Annotated in this window: 17 protein-coding genes; 7 read left to right on the top strand and 10 right to left on the bottom strand. The window is 49.1% G+C overall.

The window, feature by feature from the left end; genetic code table 11:
* Positions 1–84: 84 nt before the first annotated feature.
* The 7 genes from HMPREF2871_RS05030 to ftsZ all read left to right on the top strand — a co-directional run bounded on the left by HMPREF2871_RS05030 (position 85) and on the right by ftsZ (position 8,486).
* Positions 85–1,347 (top strand): FtsW/RodA/SpoVE family cell cycle protein, encoded by a 1,263-nt coding sequence (locus HMPREF2871_RS05030; protein ID WP_049335329.1) that lies wholly within the window; start codon positions 85–87, stop codon positions 1,345–1,347.
* Between the two features lie 4 nt (positions 1,348–1,351).
* The gene (gene murG, locus HMPREF2871_RS05025; RefSeq protein ID WP_049335327.1) at positions 1,352–2,419 is read left to right on the top strand and encodes an undecaprenyldiphospho-muramoylpentapeptide beta-N-acetylglucosaminyltransferase; all 1,068 of its coding nucleotides are present in this window, start codon (positions 1,352–1,354) and stop codon (positions 2,417–2,419) included.
* 166 nt (positions 2,420–2,585) lie between these two features.
* The gene (gene murC / locus HMPREF2871_RS05020; protein WP_049344531.1) at positions 2,586–3,995 is read left to right on the top strand and encodes a UDP-N-acetylmuramate--L-alanine ligase; all 1,410 of its coding nucleotides are present in this window, start codon (positions 2,586–2,588) and stop codon (positions 3,993–3,995) included.
* 87 nt (positions 3,996–4,082) lie between these two features.
* The gene (locus HMPREF2871_RS05015) at positions 4,083–4,997 is read left to right on the top strand and encodes a D-alanine--D-alanine ligase (RefSeq protein ID WP_049335322.1); all 915 of its coding nucleotides are present in this window, start codon (positions 4,083–4,085) and stop codon (positions 4,995–4,997) included.
* Positions 4,987–5,706 (top strand): cell division protein FtsQ/DivIB, encoded by a 720-nt coding sequence (locus tag HMPREF2871_RS05010; RefSeq protein ID WP_049335319.1) that lies wholly within the window; start codon positions 4,987–4,989, stop codon positions 5,704–5,706. The genes HMPREF2871_RS05015 and HMPREF2871_RS05010 overlap by 11 nt, the downstream gene beginning before the upstream one ends.
* A 74-nt stretch (positions 5,707–5,780) precedes the next feature.
* On the top strand, positions 5,781–7,034 hold the full coding sequence (gene ftsA, locus HMPREF2871_RS05005) for a cell division protein FtsA (RefSeq protein ID WP_003682483.1): 1,254 nt from the start codon (positions 5,781–5,783) through the stop codon (positions 7,032–7,034).
* Between the two features lie 252 nt (positions 7,035–7,286).
* Entirely contained in the window at positions 7,287–8,486 is a 1,200-nt protein-coding gene (gene ftsZ, locus HMPREF2871_RS05000; protein ID WP_004518872.1) for a cell division protein FtsZ, read from the top strand.
* Positions 8,487–8,605: 119 nt separating this feature from the next.
* Here ftsZ and ispH read toward each other — a convergent pair whose 3' ends face one another.
* The 10 genes from ispH to HMPREF2871_RS04950 form a co-directional block, all read right to left on the bottom strand.
* Positions 8,606–9,574, bottom strand: coding sequence for a 4-hydroxy-3-methylbut-2-enyl diphosphate reductase (ispH, locus tag HMPREF2871_RS04995; protein WP_004518871.1), 969 nt, complete (start codon positions 9,572–9,574; stop codon positions 8,606–8,608).
* 13 nt (positions 9,575–9,587) lie between these two features.
* On the bottom strand, positions 9,588–10,094 hold the full coding sequence (gene lspA, locus HMPREF2871_RS04990) for a signal peptidase II (protein ID WP_039861846.1): 507 nt from the start codon (positions 10,092–10,094) through the stop codon (positions 9,588–9,590).
* A gap of 148 nt (positions 10,095–10,242) precedes the next feature.
* Positions 10,243–11,142 carry a glycine--tRNA ligase subunit alpha gene (gene glyQ / locus HMPREF2871_RS04985; RefSeq protein WP_004518869.1) on the bottom strand — a complete coding sequence of 300 codons (900 nt, stop codon included), beginning with the start codon at positions 11,140–11,142 and terminating at the stop codon, positions 10,243–10,245.
* 81 nt (positions 11,143–11,223) lie between these two features.
* Positions 11,224–11,406, bottom strand: a complete 183-nt coding sequence (gene yacG, locus HMPREF2871_RS04980) for a DNA gyrase inhibitor YacG (protein WP_004518868.1) — start codon at positions 11,404–11,406, stop codon at positions 11,224–11,226.
* A complete protein-coding gene (gene coaE / locus HMPREF2871_RS04975; RefSeq protein ID WP_004518867.1) occupies positions 11,403–12,023 on the bottom strand; it encodes a dephospho-CoA kinase in 621 nt (206 codons plus the stop codon). Before coaE ends, yacG begins: the two co-directional genes overlap by 4 nt.
* Positions 12,023–12,910 carry a prepilin peptidase gene (locus tag HMPREF2871_RS04970; protein WP_004518866.1) on the bottom strand — a complete coding sequence of 296 codons (888 nt, stop codon included), beginning with the start codon at positions 12,908–12,910 and terminating at the stop codon, positions 12,023–12,025. The genes coaE and HMPREF2871_RS04970 overlap by 1 nt, the downstream gene beginning before the upstream one ends.
* Position 12,911: 1 nt before the next feature.
* The gene (locus tag HMPREF2871_RS04965) at positions 12,912–14,153 is read right to left on the bottom strand and encodes a type II secretion system F family protein (RefSeq protein ID WP_004518865.1); all 1,242 of its coding nucleotides are present in this window, start codon (positions 14,151–14,153) and stop codon (positions 12,912–12,914) included.
* 79 nt (positions 14,154–14,232) lie between these two features.
* Positions 14,233–15,912: a type IV-A pilus assembly ATPase PilB gene (pilB, locus tag HMPREF2871_RS04960; protein ID WP_004518864.1), complete on the bottom strand. Its 1,680-nt coding sequence runs from the start codon at positions 15,910–15,912 to the stop codon at positions 14,233–14,235.
* A gap of 403 nt (positions 15,913–16,315) precedes the next feature.
* Complete coding sequence (gene carB / locus HMPREF2871_RS04955) at positions 16,316–19,531, bottom strand: carbamoyl-phosphate synthase large subunit (protein WP_049344528.1); 3,216 nt, start codon at positions 19,529–19,531, stop codon at positions 16,316–16,318.
* A gap of 25 nt (positions 19,532–19,556) precedes the next feature.
* Positions 19,557–20,309: an LEM-3-like GIY-YIG domain-containing protein gene (locus tag HMPREF2871_RS04950; protein WP_049344526.1), complete on the bottom strand. Its 753-nt coding sequence runs from the start codon at positions 20,307–20,309 to the stop codon at positions 19,557–19,559.
* Between the last annotated feature and the right edge of the window lie 285 nt (positions 20,310–20,594).

Raw genomic sequence — 20,594 nt, 5'->3', positions numbered from 1 at the left:
TAACGTTAATTCATTTTTTCAGACGGCCTCTTGCCCATTTGCAGGCCGTCTGAATATTTTATTCAAGCCGTTACGGATGTTTTCATGATTAGTCTTTCCAAAATGCTTGACCGGCCGATTGCGCGCGATGGTCGGAAGTTTGATGTTTCTCTCTTGTGGATGGTCGTCTTAATGACGGTCTTCAGCCTGATTATGATTTATTCGGCTTCTATTGCGTATGCAGCATCGGAAGGGGGCAGCCAGTTTTCTTTTGTGTCCAAACAGGCAATGTTTATCCTGTTTACAGTGGCTATATGCTTGCCGCTTTTCCTGCTGAAGATGAGTTTCTGGCGGCGGATTATTCCGTTTTATTTTGCTGTTTCAGGTTTGCTGTTGTTGCTGGTTTTGTTTGTCGGCCGTGAGATTAATGGCGCGACGCGCTGGATTCATATCGGGCCGCTCAACTTGCAACCGACTGAATTTTTCAAATTGGCAACGGTTTTGTATTTGTCCAGCCTGTTTACGCGCCGTGAAGAAATGTTGCGCGATTTGGATTCTTTGGGTTGGTCGTCTTTGTTTACCGGTATTGGCGATTTGGTGTGCAGCCCTTTTAAAAGTGACGCGTGGGTAAGGGTAAAGGAACGCTTCCGCAAGTTTAAGACTTTGATTCTGCCGATTATGTTGGTGGCGGTCGGTTTGGTTTTGATTATGGGTCAGCCGGACTTTGGCTCGTTTGTCGTGATTGTCGTGATTACCATGGGTATGCTGTTTTTGGCAGGTTTTCCGTGGAAGTATTTTGCCGTATTGGTGGCGACCGTTGTGAGCGGTATGGGCTTGTTGATTTTGGCCGCACCTTACCGTATGGCGCGTGTGGCGGCGTTTTTGGACCCTTGGAGCGATCCTTTGGGTAAAGGCTATCAGCTGACGCATTCCTTGATGGCGATTGCGCGCGGCGGCTGGTTTGGCGAGGGCTTGGGTGCAAGTTTGGAAAAACGTTTCTACCTGCCTGAAGCGCATACGGACTTTATTTTTGCCGTTATCGGTGAAGAATTTGGCTTTGTCGGGATGCTGGTTTTGGTGTTCTGCTACGGCTGGCTGGTGTGGCGCGCGTTTTCCATCGGCAAGCAGGCGCGTGATTCGGGCTTGATGTTCAGCGCGTATATTGCCAACGGTATCGGTATTTGGATTGGTATTCAAAGTTTCTTCAATATCGGTGTAAACATCGGTATCCTGCCTACTAAAGGTCTGACTTTGCCGTTTATGTCTTACGGCGGTTCGGCTGTCTTTATCATGCTGGTGTGCGTTACTTTGTTATTGCGCATTGATTATGAAAACCGCCAAAAAATGCGCGGTTATTCGGTGGAGTAAAACCATGAGCGGTAAAACTTTTATGCTGATGGCCGGCGGTACGGGCGGCCATATTTTCCCTGCATTGGCGGTTGCCGAGTCGCTGCAAAAGCACGGCCATCATGTGATTTGGCTGGGCAGTCAGGATTCGATGGAAGAGCGTATCGTGCCGCAATACGGCATACGCTTGGAAACGCTGGCCATTAAAGGTATTCGTGGCAACGGTATTAAGCGCAAGCTGATGTTGCCGTTTACGCTGTATAAAACCGTCCGTGCGGCGCAGCAGATTATTAAGAAACACCGTGTCGAGTGTGTTATCGGTTTTGGCGGTTTCGTTACCTTCCCCGGCGGTTTGGCGGCAAAACTGTGCGGTGTGCCGATTGTGATTCACGAGCAAAATGCCGTGGCAGGTTTGTCCAACCGCCAACTGTCGCGCTGGGCGAAACGGGTGTTATACGCTTTCCCGAAAGCGTTCAGTCACGAAGGCGGTTTGGTCGGCAACCCCGTCCGCGCGGATATTGCCAACCTGCCTGAGCCTGCCGAACGCTTCCAAGGGCGTGAAGGTCGTCTGAAAATCTTGGTGGTCGGCGGCAGTTTGGGTGCGGATGTGTTGAACAAAACCGTTCCGCAAGCTTTGGCATTATTGCCTGAGGCTGCCCGTCCGCAAATGTATCATCAGTCCGGCCGCAATAAATTGGGTAACCTGCAGGCGGATTATGATGCATTGGGTGTGCAAGCCGAGTGCGTTGAATTTATTACCGATATGGTATCTGCCTACCGCGATGCCGATTTGGTGATTTGCCGTGCCGGCGCGCTGACGATTGCCGAGTTGACGGCTGCAGGTTTGGGTGCATTGCTGGTGCCATATCCGCACGCAGTGGACGATCATCAAACAGCCAATGCGCGCTTTATGGTGCAGGCCGAAGCTGGTTTGCTGCTGCCGCAAACCCAACTGACGGCAGAAAAACTGGCCGAAATCCTCGGCGGATTAAACCGTGAAAAATGCCTGAAATGGGCGAAAAATGCCCGTACGCTGGCGTTGCCGCACAGCGCGGACGATGTGGTGGAAGTTGCCATCTCTTGTACCGAATAAGCAGGCAGACTTCGATTCAAGGCCGTCTGAAAAGTTGATTAACGGCGTTTCAGACGGCCTTTATTGCTTTTGTTAAAATTCCTTTACAATAAAAGCATAGCGCAGAAGCGGATAGCCCTTTAAAATAACGCCTTTACGCACTAAAAACCAACCGGAACGCAACGTTATGATGAAAAATCGAGTGACCAACATCCATTTTGTCGGAATCGGCGGCGTCGGCATGAGCGGTATTGCCGAAGTTTTACACAATTTGGGCTTTAAAGTTTCCGGTTCGGATCAGGCGCGTAATGCCGTTACCGAGCATTTGAGCGCTCTCGGCATCCAAGTTTACCCAGGTCATACTGCCGAACACGTCAATGGCGCCGACGTGGTTGTTACCTCTACTGCGGTCAAAAAAGACAATCCTGAGGTTGTTGCCGCATTGGAACAGCAGATTCCCGTGATTCCGCGCGCGCTGATGTTGGCAGAGTTGATGCGCTTCCGCGATGGTATCGCCATTGCCGGTACGCACGGTAAAACCACAACCACCAGCCTGACCGCTTCTATTCTCGGCGCGGCAGGACTTGACCCGACTTTCGTTATCGGCGGCAAGCTCAATGCCGCAGGTACCAACGCCCGTTTGGGTAAAGGCGAATACATTGTTGCCGAAGCCGACGAATCCGATGCTTCTTTCCTGTATCTGACGCCGATTATGTCCGTCGTAACCAATATCGACGAAGACCATATGGACACTTACGGACACAGCGTTGAGAAACTGCATCAGGCGTTTGTGGACTTTATCCACCGTATGCCATTCTATGGAAAAGCCTTTTTGTGTATCGATAGCGAACACGTCCGTGCGATTTTACCGAAAATCAGCAAACCTTACGCCACTTACGGCTTGGACGATACTGCCGATATCTACGCGACCGATATTGAAAACGTTGGCGCGCAAATGAAATTTACCGTTCATGTTCAAATGAAAGGACACGAGCAAGAGCCGTTTGAAGTTGTTTTGAATATGCCCGGCCGCCACAACGTCCTCAATGCGTTGGCGGCTATCGGCGTTGCGCTGGAAGTTGGCGCATCGGTTGAAGCCATTCAAAAAGGCTTGCTCGGCTTTGAAGGTGTCGGTCGCCGCTTCCAAAAATATGGCGACATTAAATTACCAAACGGCGGAACTGCTTTGCTGGTGGACGATTATGGCCATCATCCTGTTGAAATGGCAGCAACCCTTTCCGCTGCGCGCGGTGCATACCCTGAAAAACGTTTGGTCTTGGCTTTCCAACCACACCGCTATACCCGCACACGTGATTTGTTCGAAGATTTCACCAAAGTCCTCAATACCGTTGATGCGCTGGTGTTGACCGAAGTTTATGCCGCAGGCGAAGAGCCGATTGCCGCAGCCGATTCCCGCGCCTTGGCACGCGCCATCCGCATATTGGGCAAACTTGAGCCGATTTACTGCGAAAACGTTGCCGACTTGCCGCAAATGCTGCTGAATGTTTTGCAGGACGGCGATGTTGTGTTGAATATGGGTGCCGGCAGCATCAACCGCGTTCCGTCTGCATTGGTGGAATTGTCGAAACAATCATAATAAACGGGCATATTGGTCTTTGAGGGCAGATAGGTCGTCTGAACAATATTCAGACGGCCTGTATCAGTATTTAAGAAAGTGGAAATTATGCAGAATTTTGGCAAAGTGGCCGTGTTGATGGGCGGCTTCTCTAGCGAGCGCGAAGTTTCTCTGGACAGCGGCGCCGCTATTTTGGCTGCCTTGAAAAGCAAAGGCGTCGATGCCCATGCGTTCGACCCCAAAGAAACTCCGTTGTCTGAATTGAAAACACAAGGTTTTCAGACGGCCTTCAATATTCTGCACGGTACTTTCGGCGAAGATGGCGCGGTTCAAGGCGCGTTGGAACTGATGGGTATTCCTTACACCGGCAGTGGTGTGGCCGCTTCCGCGCTGGGTATGGACAAATACCGCTGCAAACTGATTTGGCAGGCCGTGGGTTTGCCTGTTCCTGAGTTTGCTGTATTGCATGACGACAGCGACTTTGATGCTGTTGAAGAAAAATTGGGCCTGCCGATGTTTGTGAAACCTGCCGCGGAAGGCAGCAGCGTCGGTGTGGTAAAAGTAAAAGAAAAAGGCCGTCTGAAAAGCGTTTACGAAGAATTGAAACATTTGCAGGGTGAAATTATTGCCGAACGCTTTATCGGAGGCGGCGAGTATTCTTGCCCGGTATTGAACGGCAAAGGCCTGCCGAGCATTCATATTATTCCAGCTACTGAGTTTTACGACTACGAGGCTAAATACAACCGCGACGATACGGTTTATCAATGCCCGTCGGAAGATTTGAGTGAGGATGAGGAAAACCTGATGCGCGAACTGGCCGTGCGTGGCGCGCAGGCGATTGGTGCGGACGGTTGTTCGCGCGTGGACTTCCTAAAAGATACGGACGGTAAGCTGTATCTTTTGGAAATCAATACCTTGCCCGGTATGACCAGCCACAGTTTGGTGCCAAAATCTGCAGCCCATACCGGCGTAGATTTTGCTGATTTATGTATTGAGATTTTGAAGACCGCTCATGTGGGATGATGCAGGCGCATTGGGTCGGCTGACCCGCCGGCTATTGGTGCTGATGACCTTTCTACTGATAGGTTCGGGCATAGCTTGGCTTTACAATTCCAAATATTTTCCTGTGAAACAGATTGCCATTCAGGGTAAGCTGAAATATGCTTCCAACAAAGAATTGCAAACCGTTGCACGAGAGCATATCAGGGGTAATATGTTCCGCGCCGATATTGATTCGGCGCAGGCCGCTTTTCAGGAATTGCCTTGGATTGACTCGGCAATGGTACGCCGCCGTTTTCCGGAAACCGTGGAAATTATCCTGACCGAGCGTGTGCCGGTTGCGCATTGGCGCGCTGGCGGCTTGGTGGACAGTAAGGGCAATGTGTTTGCCGCAAGTCTGAAACAGGACCTGCCTATATTTGAAGGGCAGCAGGGGACAGGCAAAGACATGGTCAAACATTATGCGGACTTTTCCGGTATTTTGAGTCCGTTGAAACTGACTATCAAAGAATTGATCTACACGCCGCGGTCGGCATGGTTGCTTGTATTGAACAACGGCATTACCGTGCGCTTGGGGCGTGAAAACGAAATCAAACGTTTGCAGCAGTTTGTCCAGATTTGGCCATCGCTGCTGCGTAAAAAACAAAGTCGTATCGAGTATGTCGATATGCGTTATAAGGATGGTTTTTCAGTCCGTTACAGGCCGTCTGAAAACCCTTCCGAGAGTGAATAGCCGATTAGACGTGAAGCAATCTTGTTTCAAAAATAATCAAACCGTCAGTCAGACAACATAGCGAACGAGCAATTATGGAACAACAACAAAATAAATATATCAGTGCCTTAGACATTGGTACGTCCAAGGTCATCGCCTTAATCGGCGAGATTCGGGAAGATAACGAAATCCACATTGTTGGCTTGGGTCAAAGCCCTTCACGCGGCCTGCGTGCAGGTATGGTGACCAATATCGACGCTACCGCGCAAGCCATTCGTCAGGCGGTAGAAGATGCCGAGCTGATGGCAGATACCAAAATTTCCCACGTTGTCACCGGTATTGCCGGTAACCATATCCGCAGCCTGAATTCACAAGGCGTGGTCAAAATTAAAGATGGCGAAGTATCGCAAGCCGACATCGATCGTGCCATCGAAACAGCCAAAGCCATCAATATTCCGCCTGATCACAATATCTTACATACCGTGGTTCAAGAGTACATCATCGACAACCAACCCGGTGTGAAAGAGCCTATCGGCATGAGCGGCGTGCGTTTGGATACCCGTGTACACATCATCACCGGTGCGAACACTGCTTTGCAAAATATCCAAAAATGTATCCAACGTTGCGGCCTGCAAATGGATCAAATCATGCTTCAGCCTTTGGCAAGCGGTCACGCCGTTTTGACTGAAGACGAAAAAGATTTGGGCGTGTGCGTCATCGATATCGGTGGCGGTACAACCGACATCGCGGTTTATACCAATGGCGCCATCCGTCATACTGCGGTTATTCCTGTTGCCGGCGATTTGATTACCAAAGACTTGGCTCAAGCCTTGCGTACGCCGCACAGTGCAGCCGAGTACATCAAAATCCATTACGGTGCTGCTATTCCGACTATGGACGGCTTGGATGAAATGATTGAAGTTCCTAGTGTTGGCGACCGTCAATCACGTCAAATTTCACGTCGTGTATTGGCTGAAATCATCGGCCCGCGTGTAGAAGAAATTTTGGAGTTGACGCTGAACGAATTGCGCCGCTCCGGTTTCCCAGAAGAAGTGCTGACTTCCGGTATCGTTTTGACCGGCGGTGCTTCTATGTTGACCGGTATTGTTGAGTTGGCGGAAGAAGTCTTCAACCTGCCGGCGCGTATCGGTGTTCCACAAGAAATGGGCGGCGTATCCGAGCGTATTCGTAATCCACGCTATTCAACAGCGATCGGCCTGCTTCAGACGGCCTATGCTGCCGAAGAGGGTGAGCAAACCAGCCGAACCGGTGCGATTGCACTGAATGATTCAGGCAAAAAAATGGGTCTGTGGGAAAAAATCCAAAGATTCTTCAGAGATAATTTCTGATAAAAGTTTTCAGGGCAGGCGGTGCAGCAACCGTTTGTCCTGAATATTTAAGTGGAATTAAACAGTTTTAAATAATTGCCAAGTGAATAATTTAAAACTTGTATATTTTCTGTTAAAAAATGTAGTAAAAATATAACGCCGACAGCCGAATGGTAAGAAGATTTTTGCCAGTATCTGAATACTTCTTATATAATACGGATAATGAGTTATTTTTGAACCGTCCTTATAAAGCGGGGCGCGGAGGATTATTGAATGGAATTTGTTTACGACGTAGCAGAATCAGCAACGAGCCCTGCTGTTATTAAAGTTATCGGTTTGGGTGGCGGCGGTTGTAATGCCATCAACAACATGGTTGCCAACACTATTCATGGTGTTGAGTTCATCAGTGCCAATACCGATGCGCAATCATTGGCTAAAAACAATGCGGCTAAACGCATTCAATTGGGTACAAACCTGACTCGCGGTTTAGGTGCCGGTGCAAATCCTGAAATCGGCCGCGCTGCTGCCCAAGAAGATCGCGAAGCCATCGAAGATGCCATCCGCGGTGCAAACATGCTGTTCATCACTACCGGTATGGGTGGCGGTACAGGTACTGGCTCTGCTCCTGTTGTGGCTGAAATCGCTAAAGAAATGGGTATCCTGACCGTTGCGGTTGTAACCCGTCCGTTTGCTTACGAAGGCAAACGCGTACACATCGCTCAAGCAGGTTTGGATCAGCTCAAAGAGCGCGTTGATTCCCTGATTATTATCCCTAACGACAAATTGATGACTGCTTTGGGCGAAGACGTGACCATGCGTGAAGCTTTCCGTGCGGCCGACAATGTACTGCGTGATGCGGTTGCCGGTATTTCCGAAGTGGTGACTTGTCCTAGCGACATGATCAACTTGGACTTCGCCGACGTGAAAACTGTGATGAGCAATCGCGGTATCGCCATGATGGGTTCTGGTTTCGCACAAGGTATCGACCGTGCTCGCTTGGCTACCGACCAAGCTATCTCCAGCCCGCTCTTGGATAACGTTACTTTGGATGGTGCACGCGGTGTATTGGTAAACATTACCACTGCTCCTGGTTGCCTGAAAATGTCTGAGTTCAACGAGATTATGCGTATCGTCAACCAAAATGCACACCCTGAAGTGGAATGCAAATTTGGTGCTGCCGAAGACGAGAGCATGAGCGAAGACGCTATCCGTATTACCATCATTGCTACCGGCTTGAAAGAAAACGGTACTGACAACCAACTGCGCGCTGCTGCTCGTACCCAACAATTGGTACGTGGTGCGGAAGAAACGCCTCAAGCTCAAAGCCAAAGCAGTGCTGAAAGCCTGGTTCGTACCAACCGCAATATCCGTTCTATGAATCTGACTGCGGCTGATTTCAGCAACCAGTCTGTACTGGATGACTTTGAAATTCCGGCTATCTTGCGCCGTCAGCAACATACTTCTGAGAAATAATCAGGATCATGTATGAAAAGACCTGCCTTAAAGGCGGGTCTTTTTTATTAGCAAAATAAACTTAAGGCCGTCTGAAAGTTTTCAGACGGCCTTAAGTTCAAATAAAGCAAATAACAAACTCACCCTTTATTTAGGATTTGCTTGTTTTCACCCTCACGACGCAACTCTTTAGGCAAGACAAATACAATGCTTTCTTCTGCACCTTCTCCTTCGCGTATGGTCTCGTGTCCCCAGTTTTGAATGGTTTGCAAGACTTCTCGAACCAAGACTTCGGGCGCAGATGCCCCGGCAGTGACACCGACCTTGGTTTTGTTTTCAAACCATTCTTTCTTCAGATAGGTAGCATTATCGACCATATAGGCATCAACTCCGCGCAATGCGGCTACTTCACGCAAGCGGTTGCTGTTGGAAGAGTTGGGCGAGCCGACAACAATCACAATATCGCATTCTTCCGCCAATTCTTTAACGGCAGTTTGACGGTTGGTTGTAGCGTAGCAGATGTCTTCTTTGTGCGGATTGCGGATATTGGGGAAGCGTTGGTTTAAAGCAGCAATAATGTCTTTGGTTTCGTCTACCGATAAAGTGGTTTGGCTGACGTAGGCAAGTTTGTCAGGATTTTTGATGTTCAGTCCGGCTACATCTTCCACTGTCTCAACCAAAAACATTTTACCCGGGGGCAACTGTCCCATCGTGCCTTCCACTTCGACGTGGCCTTTGTGGCCGATCATGATGATTTCGTAATCTTGCTCATCGAGGCGGGCTACTTCTTTATGAACTTTGGTGACCAGAGGGCAGGTGGCATCAAAAACGCGGAAACCACGTTGTGCCGCTTCTTCCTGTACGGCTTTGGATACGCCGTGAGCAGAGTAAATCAGTGTGGCACCCTTTGGGACACCCGCCAAGTCATCGACAAAGACGGCACCTTTTGCCCGCAGATTGTCCACGACGAATTTGTTGTGAACGACTTCATGGCGGACGTAAATGGGTGCGCCGAATTCTTCGAGTGCACGTTCAACAATGCTGATAGCACGGTCAACACCGGCACAGAAGCCGCGGGGATTGGCAAGGATAATGGTTTTTTGAGTCATGTGCGTTCCGTTTTCAGACGGCCTTTGTGTCGTTTGAAGGTGTTTTTTTGTGCAGCAAACCGTCTATTACCAAGCAAACTGCGCCAACGCAGATAAAGCTGTCGGCAATGTTAAATGCGGGGTAGAACCAGTTTTGCCAATAGAAAAGCAGAAAATCGACAACGTGGCCGTGAATCAGACGGTCAACCACATTGCCAATTGCGCCGCCGATAATCATGGCTGCCCCCAGTTTGCCCCAGCGTCCAAACTCATCGCGCCAGATGGCACGGGCCAAATACAGGCTGATGACGACGGCCAGACCTAAAAAGAAGAATTTTTGCCAGCCGCCTTGGTCTGCCAAAAAGCTGAATGCCGCGCCTGGATTATAGGCAAGCGTCAGGTCAAAAAAGTCTGGAATGATATTGAGGCGTTCGCCTTCGGTAAAGTGTTTCAAGATTTCCCATTTGCTCAGTTGGTCAAGAATGATGGCAACGAGGGAAAGTAAGAAAAAGGGCGTTTTTGCAGAAGAGGATGAACTCATGTTTTCAGACGGTTTATGTAATAAAGGGCTTATTTTACCTGAAAGCAGGCAGGAAGTGTTTGCGATGGCATCGACGTTAAGGCCGTCTGAAAATAGAAACGCCGCCACTTGAATGTATCAAAGGGCGGCGTGGCATGTATGTGAGGGCTTATTGGTTTTTAAGTAATGGGAAGCCCAGTTTCTCGCGACTTTCAACGAATTTTTGCGCAACGATACGGCTCAGTGCACGAATGCGGCCGATGTAGGTTGCGCGCTCGGTAACGGAAATGGCGCCGCGTGCATCCAAGAGGTTGAACGTGTGGCCGGCTTTGAGTACAAGCTCGTAAGCAGGTAGGGCAAGACTGGTGTCTTCAACTGCAAGCAGGCGTTTAGCTTGTTCTTCGTAGTTGTTGAATTGGCGCAAGAGCCAATCGGCATCGCTGTATTCGAAGTTGTAGGTGGATTGTTCGACTTCGTTTTGATGATAAACGTCGCCGTAAGTGACGATGTTACCATCAAGGGTTTTTGCCCAAACGAGGTCGTACACGTTTTCTACGCCTTGCAAATACATGGCGAGACGCTCGATACCGTAGGTGATTTCACCAAGTACAGGGGAGCAGTCGATACCGCCGACTTGTTGGAAGTAGGTGAATTGGGTTACTTCCATACCGTTGAGCCAAACTTCCCAACCCAAACCCCAAGCGCCGAGAGTAGGGTTTTCCCAGTCGTCTTCGACAAAGCGGATGTCGTGTACTTTAGGGTCGATACCCAATTCGCGCAGGGAGTCGAGGTATAGGTCTTGAATATTGGCGGGAGCTGGTTTGAGCGCAACTTGGAATTGATAGTAGTGTTGCAGGCGGTTGGGGTTGTCGCCATAGCGGCCGTCTTTGGGGCGGCGGCTGGGTTGAACGTAAGCGGCAAACCAAGGCTCCGGGCCTAATGCGCGCAGGCAGGTGGCTGGATGCGAAGTACCGGCACCGACTTCCATATCGAAAGGTTGGATAACGGTGCAGCCTTTGTCTGCCCAGTAGTTTTGTAATTTGAAAATAATTTGTTGGAAGGTGAGCATGGTGGATGGAATAGATTGGAATAAAGAGGGTATTTTACTGTTTTGAGCTTGTTTTGGATAGGCTGAAGGAAGCGGCGTAGGTTATTTGCTGTTCAATAGGTCTGAAAAAGGGTCGTCTTCTGAAGAAACAGTGTATTTTTCTTGCGCCCATTCGCCTAAATCAATGAGTTTACACCGTTTGCTGCAGAAAGGGCGGTAGGGGCTGTCGGTGTTCCAAACGACTTTTTTGTGGCAGGTCGGACATTTTACAACAGGAGCGGTCATGCAGTTTCTTTCAGAGTTTTTGCAATGGATTGATAGTATTGATGCAAATGGGCAACCTTGATTTTTGCTTCTTCCATGCTATGGGTATTGTCCAATACATCGTCGGCATGCAGCAGTCTGTCACGTCGAGAAGCTTGGGTGGCCATGATTTGACGCGTTTGTTCTTCTGAAAAACCATTGCGCTGGTGTACGCGTTTGATTTGGACGGACTCTGGAACATCTACAACCAAAATACGGTCGGTCTCCGCTTTAAATGCCGGATTCTCAATCAAAAGCGGTACATCGACAATGCCGTAGGCGGATGAGGCAAGTTTTTGTTTCTGCTGTTGGATTTTGTTTAAGATTAATGGCAGAAGCAGGTTTTCCAGTTGTTTTTTAGATTGAGGCCGTCTGAAAACTTCTTCCCGTAAAGCCATACGATTCAGACGGCCTTTATGATCAAAAACCTCATCCCCGAAAAGCTGGCGGATGGCAGGAAGGGCTTCGCCGTTTTCAGCGGTCAGTGAGCGGCTGATGGCATCAGCATCGATAATGGGTACGCCAAGTTCGGCAAACATTTGGGCGATAGATGATTTGCCACTACCGATACCGCCGGTCAAGCCTATCCATAATGTCATTATCGGAATCCTGATTGTACGAGCCACCATTGTACCAGTTGGGTAATAGGTGCATTGGCAACCAAAATAATCCATCCTGCCACAGCAAGACTGGGACCAAAAGCAAAATATTGGCCTTTGCCGACACGGGCGATGAGTGCGCCCACCAGCCCGACTAAGGCAGCCATGAAGATCAGAACAGGCAAAATTCCTACGCCCAGCCATGCACCAAGCGCAGCCAAAAGTTTGAAGTCGCCATTGCCCATGCCGATTTTACCGGTCAGAAGTTTATAGACGGCGCATAAAGTATAAAGGCTCATATAGCCTGCGATTGCGCCTAAAACGGCTGAATGCAGGGGCACGAATGTATCATTCAGATTAAACAGCAGGCCGATCCAAATTAGGGGCTGAGTCAGGCTGTCGGGTAAATATTGAGTATTGGCATCGATAAAGGTCAGCGCAATCAATATGGCAGTCAGAATGAATCCGCCAATAGTTGCCCATGACCAGCCGTATTGCCATGCGACAATACCGAATAAGACACCTGTCAGCAGCTCAATCAGCGGATAGCGTATGCCGATAGCGGTTTTGCAGGAGTGGCATTTTCCTCCCAGGAAAACATAGCTGAGGATGGGGATGTTTTGCCAAAGTTTGATTGGGCTTTTGCATTTGGGGCAGCGTGAATCCGGTTTGCGCAGATTAAATGGCTGTTTTTCTTCGTCTTTCAGCTCGATGCCCAAATGCTCTTTAGAAAATTGTGTCCATTCGCGTTCCATCATTATCGGCGTGCGATAAATAACAACGTTCAGAAAGCTGCCAATCAGTAATCCCAAAATAACGGCTAAAGGAATAGCGAATGGCGCAAGAACGGAGAGGGCGTCGATGGCAGAGTAAATACTATCAAGCATATCAACCTACGACATTACCCAAGTTAAACAGAGGCAGATACATGGCAATCAGCAAGATACCGATGAGCGAACCCAATACCACCATGATGATAGGCTCCATCAAGGCAGATAAGCGGGAGACGGAGTTGTCTACTTCATCTTCGTAGAATTCGGCTGCTTTGTTCAGCATATCGTCCAAAGAGCCTGACTCTTCGCCGATGGCTGCCATTTGGATCACCATATTTGGGAACATATCTGTACTTTGCATACTGGATGTTAGCGACAGGCCTTGGGTTACCTTGGCTCGAATATCTTGAGTGGCTTCTTCATAGAGAATATTGCCGGATGCGCCTGCAACTGAATCTAATACTTCCACCAAAGGAACGCCGGCTGCGAAGAGGGTGGAAGTCGTACGCGCCCAACGGGCGATGGTCGCTTTTCGGACGATGGTGCCAAAAACAGGCAGTCTCAAAATCAAAGCATCGATTCGTTTTTGGAAAGTAGGCGATTTTTCATGGAGTTTGTACAGGCCGAAGGCCGAAACAATCAAAAGGATGATCATAATCCAGCCGTAGTCGACGAATAAATCAGACAAGTTCATGACAAGTTGGGTAAGGCTTGGTAACTCTGCACCCATATTGGCATAAACTTCTTTAAAGGCAGGTAGCACAAACATCATCATGATGAAGATAAGCGCAATCGCCACCACGATAATGGCAATCGGATAGGTCAGTGCGGTTTTGACTTTTTTCTTAATGGCTTGGGTTTTTTCTTTATAGACAGCCAGTTTGTCCAATAAGCTTTCCAATACGCCGCCGGACTCGCCTGCGCTGACCAGATTGCAATAGAAGCGGTCGAAATATTTTGGATATTTGGAGAATGATTTGCCTAATGCGCTACCTTGTTCGACATCGGAGCGAACCTGCATCAGCATTTCGGTCATGCTCGGATTGGAGTGGCCGCGAGCAACGATTTCAAAAGCCTGCATCAGCGGCAAGCCTGCCTTCATCATCGTTGCCAGTTGGCGCGTAAACACCGTGATGTCTTCTTGGGTAATACGGCGTTTGCGTGCGGTTTTAACTTTGCTGATACGCAAAGGGCGAATGCCTCTGCGTTGGAGTTTTTTGCGTGCTTCTTCTTCGTCTTTGGCAACTACTTCACCACGGACAAGACGTTCGGTCTCGGTATTTTTTCCTTCAAATGTAAAACGCTTGCCTTTGCTTCTTGAGCCGAACAGACTTCTTTTTTGCTCTGCTTGAGCCATGAGTTATCCCTTGTTTGTAAGAAATAAAGCGGACTGTTTCCCCGTACCGCTTTATTTTAATTTTCGAAAATATGGCAGTTTAGTCATTGGTATGAGCAGTCACTTCTTCCAACGAGGTCAGGCCTTGCATGACTTTCATGAGGCCGGCACGACGCAAGTCTACCATGCCTTCCTGATAGGCCATGTTCATGATATCAACTTCTGTACCGTTGTTCATAATGACTTTTTGCATTTCATCGCTGACCGGCATGACTTCATAAATACCGATGCGGCCTTTAAAGCCTTTGCCGCGGCAGCTGTCGCAGCCAACCGGGCGGTAGAGTTTCCAATCTTGAGCCAAGTCTGCATCGGTAAAGCCGGCTTTTTTCAATGCTGGAACCGGCGGGCGCTCAACTTCGCGTTTGCAGTTTGGACACAGTCTGCGCAACAACCTTTGCGCCATAATCAGGCTGACCGAGCTGGCGATGTTGAAAGGCGCAACACCCATGTTCAAAAGGCGGGACAGCGTGGCTGGTGCATTATTGGTATGCAGGGTAGAGAAAACCATGTGGCCGGTTTGGGCGGCTTTAATGGCGATGTCGGCGGTTTCCAAGTCACGAATCTCACCGACCATAATAATATCAGGATCTTGACGCAAGAAGGATCGGAGTGCGGCAGCAAACGTCAGGCCTTGTTTTTCATTGACGTTGACTTGGTTGACGCCTGGCAGGTTAATCTCGGCCGGATCTTCTGCCGTTGAAATATTCACATCTTCTGTGTTCAAAATACTCAGGCAGGTATAGAGCGAAACGGTTTTGCCCGAACCTGTCGGACCGGTAACCAATACCATGCCGTAAGGGCGGTTGATGGCTTCCAGCAGCATTTCTTTTTGGAAAGGCTCCAAACCGAGCTGGTCGATATTGAGCGATGTACCATCGGAATTTAGGATACGCATCACCACTTTTTCGCCAAACAATGTCGGCAAAGTGCTGACACGGAAGTCAATCGGACGGCCGTGTTTATGGAAGGCAATTTGAATTCTGCCGTCTTGCGGAATACGTTTTTCGGAAATATCCAAACGCGCCATCACTTTGATACGCGATGCCAACTGGCCGCGTACGGCGACAGGCGGCTGTACGACTTCACGCAATTGCCCGTCCACACGGAAACGGACGCGCGCCATTTGTTCGTAGAATTCAAAGTGGATGTCCGATGCGCCCGCGTTCAGGGCATCGGATAAGGTTTTGTGGATGAAACGGGGGATAGGGCCGTCTTCAGCTTCTTCATTGTCGATATAAAGCGATTGCGATTGCTGCGTTGCTTCATGTTCGTCGTTGATTTCTTTCAGAATGGTTGTCGAACGTTGACCCAGCCATTCCAGCAATGAGCTGAGCTGGTCGTCGGGAACTACGACCAAGTCGACACTTAAACCTGAAGCAAAAGCGATTTTTTGAAAGTTTTGGATTTGGGTTGGATCGGATACGGCGAAATAAACCTTGCGTCCGCGTTTGAAAATCGGAATGCAACGGTTTTGCACCATTTGCTCTTCCGTCAGAATGTCGCTGACTACATTATTGCGCGGGTAGTAGTGCAAATCCAAAAGGGGATAGCTGAATACGCGCGCAACTAACTCCCCCAAAGCTTTAGGGGAGATGATGCCGTCTGAAAACAGGTTGGGCAGGATTTCTTTGCCTGATTGTAAAAGGTTGTTGTAATGTTCCGCTTGTTGATTTGAGATGGTCTGGCTTTGAACCAAAACACGCAATAATCCGACACTCATTTTATTTTCCGTTTCTTGTGCAGTTTTCCCTTTAATTTAGAGGAAAGCCGTATTATTTTATCATTATTATGATTAAAGCATATATTTAATTATGCAAATCTGCTTAAGTTGCAAAGACATGCTTCTGCTTTAATTGTATTTTTATTTCAGACGGCCATTATAAAGCAAGGAGAATAGGCGTTAAACTCGATATTTTTGGATTATGATGAAAAAACAACAATTTTGTCGTATGAATCCAATCAATAACGAAATTATATTTCATGTTGCTATTGCTTGTTTGGAGATGGCAGAAAAGGTTGTTTTGATGGACAGACGGTTGGAATTTGAAATATGAAAAGGCCGTCTGAAACTGAGCAATCAGGTTTCAGACGGCCTTTTAGCTATTTAAATCCGATAGGATTGATTAGGCTTTGTTTTTCAGACGGCCATGCAATTCCTGTACGCTGTACACGCCCAAGTGTTCGCGGCTTTTTGCGCCTTCGCTCATGGCTTCGCCGCCGGCGATGGTGGTGTATTGCGGTACGCGTTGGGTGAGGGAGGTGCGGCGGATACTGTGGCTGTCGGTAACAGATTGTACTGTGCTGCCGACGGTGTTGACCACCAGTGCGATTTCGCCGTTTTTAATTGCGTCCACGATGTGTGGGCGGCCTTCCTGCACTTTGTTGACCGCTTGCACGATGATGCCGTGTTCTTTCAAGTATTCGGCGGTACCGCGAGTGGCGCAGACACCGTAGCCGAGTGCTTGGAAGTTTTGTGCGGTTTTGACGATGAGCGGTTTGTCTTCGTCGCGTACGGCGAGGAACACTTTGCCTGTTGTGCTCAAGCGTTCGCCTGCGCCGAGTTGGGCTTTGAAGTAGGCTTCGCCGAAGCTTGCGCCTACGCCCATGACTTCGCCGGTAGAGCGCATTTCAGGGCCGAGAATGGTGTCCACACCTGGGAATTTGATGAATGGGAACACGGCTTCTTTAACGGCGTAGAAGTCCGGGATGACTTCTTTTTCTACGCCTTGCTCTTTTAGCGAAATGCCTGCCATCACGCGTGCGCCGACTTTGGCGAGCGGTACGCCGGTGGCTTTGGATACGAACGGTACGGTACGGCTGGCGCGTGGGTTTACTTCCAGTACGAAGACCACGCCGTCTTGTACGGCAAACTGTACGTTCATCAAGCCGACCACGCCCAGTGCGTATGCCATGGCTTTGGTTTGGCGGCGGATTTCGTCTTGAATCTCTTCGCTCAAAGAGTATGGAGGCAATGAACAGCCGGAGTCGCCGGAGTGGATACCTGCTTGTTCGACGTGTTGCATGATGCCGCCGATCACGACGTCTTGGCCGTCTGAAACGCAGTCTACGTCCACTTCGATGGCGTTGTTCAAGAAGAAGTCGAGCAATACGGGGCTGTCTTCGGAAACTTGTACGGCTTCGCGCATGTATTTTTGCAACTCTTCGGCAGAGTGAACAATCTGCATGGCGCGGCCGCCGAGTACGTAAGAAGGACGGACAACCAACGGATAACCGATTTCTTCGGCTTTAACGAGGGCTTCTTCTTCGTTGTGGGCGATGCGGTTAGGTGGTTGACGTAGGCCTAAGTCGTTCAACACTTTTTGGAAGCGTTCGCGGTCTTCGGCGGCGTCGATGCTGTCGGCAGATGTACCGATGATGTTTACGCCGTTTTCAACCAATGCATTAGCCAGTTTGAGCGGAGTTTGGCCGCCGTAATGCACAATCACGCCCCACGGGTTTTCGGTGCGGACGATTTCCAATACGTCTTCCAATGTCAGCGGCTCGAAGTAGAGGCGGTCGCTGGTGTCGAAGTCGGTGGATACAGTTTCGGGGTTGCAGTTCACCATAATCGTTTCAAAACCGGATTCGCGCAGGGCGAGTGCGGCATGAACGCAGCAATAGTCAAACTCGATGCCCTGACCGATGCGGTTCGGGCCGCCGCCGAGAATCATCACTTTTTTACGGTCGGAAGGACGGGATTCGCATTCTTCTTCGTAAGTGGAGTAGAGGTAGGCGGTTTCGGTGGCAAACTCGGCGGCGCAGGTGTCAACGCGTTTGTAAACCGGATGCAGTTTCAGCACGTAGCGGTGTTCGCGGACTTCTTTTTCGCTTACGTTCAACAATTGTGCCAAACGTTTGTCAGAGAAGCCTTTGCGTTTCAGACGACGTAAAGCAGCATAATCCAAGTCTTGCAACTGGCCGTCTGAAACCGATTTTTCTTCTTTTACCAAGTCTTCGATTTGCGCCAAGAACCAAGGATCGATGGCGCAGATTTCGTGGATTTTTTCCAGCGTGAAGCCTGCACGGAACGCATCGGCTACAAACAGCATACGCTCAGGGCCCGGGTTGGCCAGTTCGCGGCGGATTTCCGCTTTGTCTTCGCTGCGCGGATTGAAGCCGCACAAGCCGGTTTCCAAACCGCGCAAGGCTTTTTGGAAGCTTTCTTGAATGGTACGGCCCATCGCCATTACCTCGCCCACAGATTTCATCTGCGTGGTCAAGCGGTCGTCTGCGGCAGGGAATTTTTCAAATGCGAAACGCGGGATTTTGGTTACCACATAGTCGATGGAAGGCTCGAACGATGCAGGCGTGCGGCCGCCGGTAATGTCGTTGCGCAACTCGTCCAGCGTAAAGCCGACCGCCAGTTTGGCTGCTACTTTGGCAATCGGGAAGCCGGTTGCTTTAGAGGCCAACGCAGAAGAACGGCTCACGCGCGGGTTCATCTCAATCACAATCATCTCGCCGTTTTCAGGGTTCACCGCAAATTGCACGTTCGAGCCACCCGTGTCCACGCCGATTTCGCGCAATACCGCCAACGAAGCGTTGCGCATGATTTGGTATTCCTTGTCCGTCAGCGTTTGCGCCGGCGCAACCGTAATCGAGTCGCCCGTATGCACGCCCATCGGGTCGAAGTTTTCAATCGAGCAAATGATGATGCAGTTGTCGGCCTTATCGCGTACCACTTCCATCTCGTACTCTTTCCAGCCGAGAACGGACTGCTCAATCAGCAACTCATGCGTAGGCGACGCATCAAAACCGCGTTCGCAAATCGCCAAAAACTCATCTTTGTTATAGGCAATGCCGCCGCCCGAACCGCCCATGGTGAAAGACGGACGAATCAGGGTAGGGAAGCCGACCTGTTCTTGCGCCGCCAAAGCTTCGTTCATTGTGTGGCAGACAAAAGATTTCGGGCAAGACAAGCCGATTTTTTCCATCGCTTCTTTAAAGCGGCCGCGGTCTTCCGCCTTGTCAATCGCGTCTTCGGTCGCACCGATTAATTCGACATTGTATTTCGCCAACACGCCGTTGCGCGCCAAATCCAGCGCACAGTTCAGCGCGGTCTGGCCGCCCATCGTGGGCAGAATCGCGTCAGGCCGCTCTTTGGCAATAATTTTTTCCACCGTCTGCCACATAATCGGCTCGATGTAGGTAACATCCGCCATTTCAGGGTCGGTCATGATTGTGGCGGGGTTAGAATTCACCAGAATGACTTTATAGCCTTCTTCACGCAAGGCTTTGCAGGCCTGTGCGCCCGAATAGTCAAATTCGCAGGCTTGACCGATAACGATAGGGCCGGCGCCGATGATAAGGATGGATTTTAGGTCGGTACGTTTGGGCATGGTGTTTTACCTTAGAGATTTCAGGTTATTTAAAACTATATTTAACGGGATTGCTGGCACCCCGTTTACGATATTCTTCAGGCAGCCTTTTACGTTGGTATTTTTGGCGGACTTCATCATTTTTAGAAAGTGATTCGCCGTGAAAACCAAAACGTCCTACTATGGTTTCATTAAGCTCAGGAAAATTTTCCTTAGTAGCTGGCAGCCATTCATGCGCTTGTAAAACATCCACAATTAAGCCTTTTTCAACCGCCAAGATGTAATGCGCACGTTTTGCCCGCTCAACATCAAGCCGCCAGGCTAGGCGAACAGCATCATAAGCCGATTTTTCTTTATCTAAAGAACGATTAATATTAATAATCAATAGATTATGATCGCTGTCAAATTGTGCAACAGGTGCATCGTATTTATCTTGTATTTCAGATACATGCATCGAACCAAATTCACTATTGCCATGTCCGCTTTGTTCATTTGATAGCCCCGGATAGGCATCTATTAAAGCAGCTTCTACTTCAAAAGCGGTTTTCTCATTCATGCCATGTCGATGAATGACATGGATAACTTCCAATTTGGCTTTTTGGATAGCGCGAATCCTACTATATTTTAAATTCAGTTCATCTTCGCCATCTTCCGCTATTTTCAAACATTGTTTCAAATGTTCAAAAACCCGGTTGTCTTTGCCTTTGCCTACATAAAAAGTTTCACCATTTCTTGGGTCAATTAAGCGGTAAACGTAATATGCAAGGGCTTTGCAAACTTCAGATGAAAACTTGTCCATATTCTTTTTTCCTCAAATGTATTTAGATAGCAAGCTATTAGCTTGTATGCAGGGTGCGTGCGATACGCACGCGTTCTCCATTTTCCCTGCACTTTAACCCATCGCGTGCGTGCCTTGCGGTACATATTAAAGGCCGTCTGAAAAAACGCTCGCGGGGTTTGTTCCATCTGCCTTGCGATAAAAAACTACCTGAAAAATTCCTGCTATTGATATTTTGGCCACTTTTTTCAGACGACCGTTTGCGTTTTTATTTTGCACAGGCCGTCTGAAAACTTCCTTAAAAAC

The organism is Neisseria sp. HMSC067G12, assembly GCF_001812725.1.
In the GTDB taxonomy this organism is placed as follows: Bacteria; Pseudomonadota; Gammaproteobacteria; order Burkholderiales; family Neisseriaceae; genus Neisseria; species Neisseria perflava.
The sequence above is the reverse complement of the archived record's forward strand: the minus strand, read 5'-3'. Positions and strand labels throughout refer to the sequence as shown.

What these genes read in the sequence shown, in the direction of transcription:
- glyQ (WP_004518869.1), bottom strand. Translation starts at nt 11,142, where the DNA reads ATGCTCACCTTCCAACAAATTATTTTCAAATTACAAAACTACTGGGCA.
- lspA (WP_039861846.1), bottom strand. Translation starts at nt 10,094, where the DNA reads ATGAGTTCATCCTCTTCTGCAAAAACGCCCTTTTTCTTACTTTCCCTC.
- murC (WP_049344531.1), top strand. Translation starts at nt 2,586, where the DNA reads ATGATGAAAAATCGAGTGACCAACATCCATTTTGTCGGAATCGGCGGC.
- carB (WP_049344528.1), bottom strand. Translation starts at nt 19,531, where the DNA reads ATGCCCAAACGTACCGACCTAAAATCCATCCTTATCATCGGCGCCGGC.
- HMPREF2871_RS05015 (WP_049335322.1), top strand. Translation starts at nt 4,083, where the DNA reads ATGCAGAATTTTGGCAAAGTGGCCGTGTTGATGGGCGGCTTCTCTAGC.
- ftsA (WP_003682483.1), top strand. Translation starts at nt 5,781, where the DNA reads ATGGAACAACAACAAAATAAATATATCAGTGCCTTAGACATTGGTACG.
- yacG (WP_004518868.1), bottom strand. Translation starts at nt 11,406, where the DNA reads ATGACCGCTCCTGTTGTAAAATGTCCGACCTGCCACAAAAAAGTCGTT.
- HMPREF2871_RS05030 (WP_049335329.1), top strand. Translation starts at nt 85, where the DNA reads ATGATTAGTCTTTCCAAAATGCTTGACCGGCCGATTGCGCGCGATGGT.
- ispH (WP_004518871.1), bottom strand. Translation starts at nt 9,574, where the DNA reads ATGACTCAAAAAACCATTATCCTTGCCAATCCCCGCGGCTTCTGTGCC.
- HMPREF2871_RS04965 (WP_004518865.1), bottom strand. Translation starts at nt 14,153, where the DNA reads ATGGCTCAAGCAGAGCAAAAAAGAAGTCTGTTCGGCTCAAGAAGCAAA.
- murG (WP_049335327.1), top strand. Translation starts at nt 1,352, where the DNA reads ATGAGCGGTAAAACTTTTATGCTGATGGCCGGCGGTACGGGCGGCCAT.
- coaE (WP_004518867.1), bottom strand. Translation starts at nt 12,023, where the DNA reads ATGACATTATGGATAGGCTTGACCGGCGGTATCGGTAGTGGCAAATCA.
- ftsZ (WP_004518872.1), top strand. Translation starts at nt 7,287, where the DNA reads ATGGAATTTGTTTACGACGTAGCAGAATCAGCAACGAGCCCTGCTGTT.
- HMPREF2871_RS04950 (WP_049344526.1), bottom strand. Translation starts at nt 20,309, where the DNA reads ATGGACAAGTTTTCATCTGAAGTTTGCAAAGCCCTTGCATATTACGTT.
- HMPREF2871_RS05010 (WP_049335319.1), top strand. Translation starts at nt 4,987, where the DNA reads ATGTGGGATGATGCAGGCGCATTGGGTCGGCTGACCCGCCGGCTATTG.
- pilB (WP_004518864.1), bottom strand. Translation starts at nt 15,912, where the DNA reads ATGAGTGTCGGATTATTGCGTGTTTTGGTTCAAAGCCAGACCATCTCA.
- HMPREF2871_RS04970 (WP_004518866.1), bottom strand. Translation starts at nt 12,910, where the DNA reads ATGCTTGATAGTATTTACTCTGCCATCGACGCCCTCTCCGTTCTTGCG.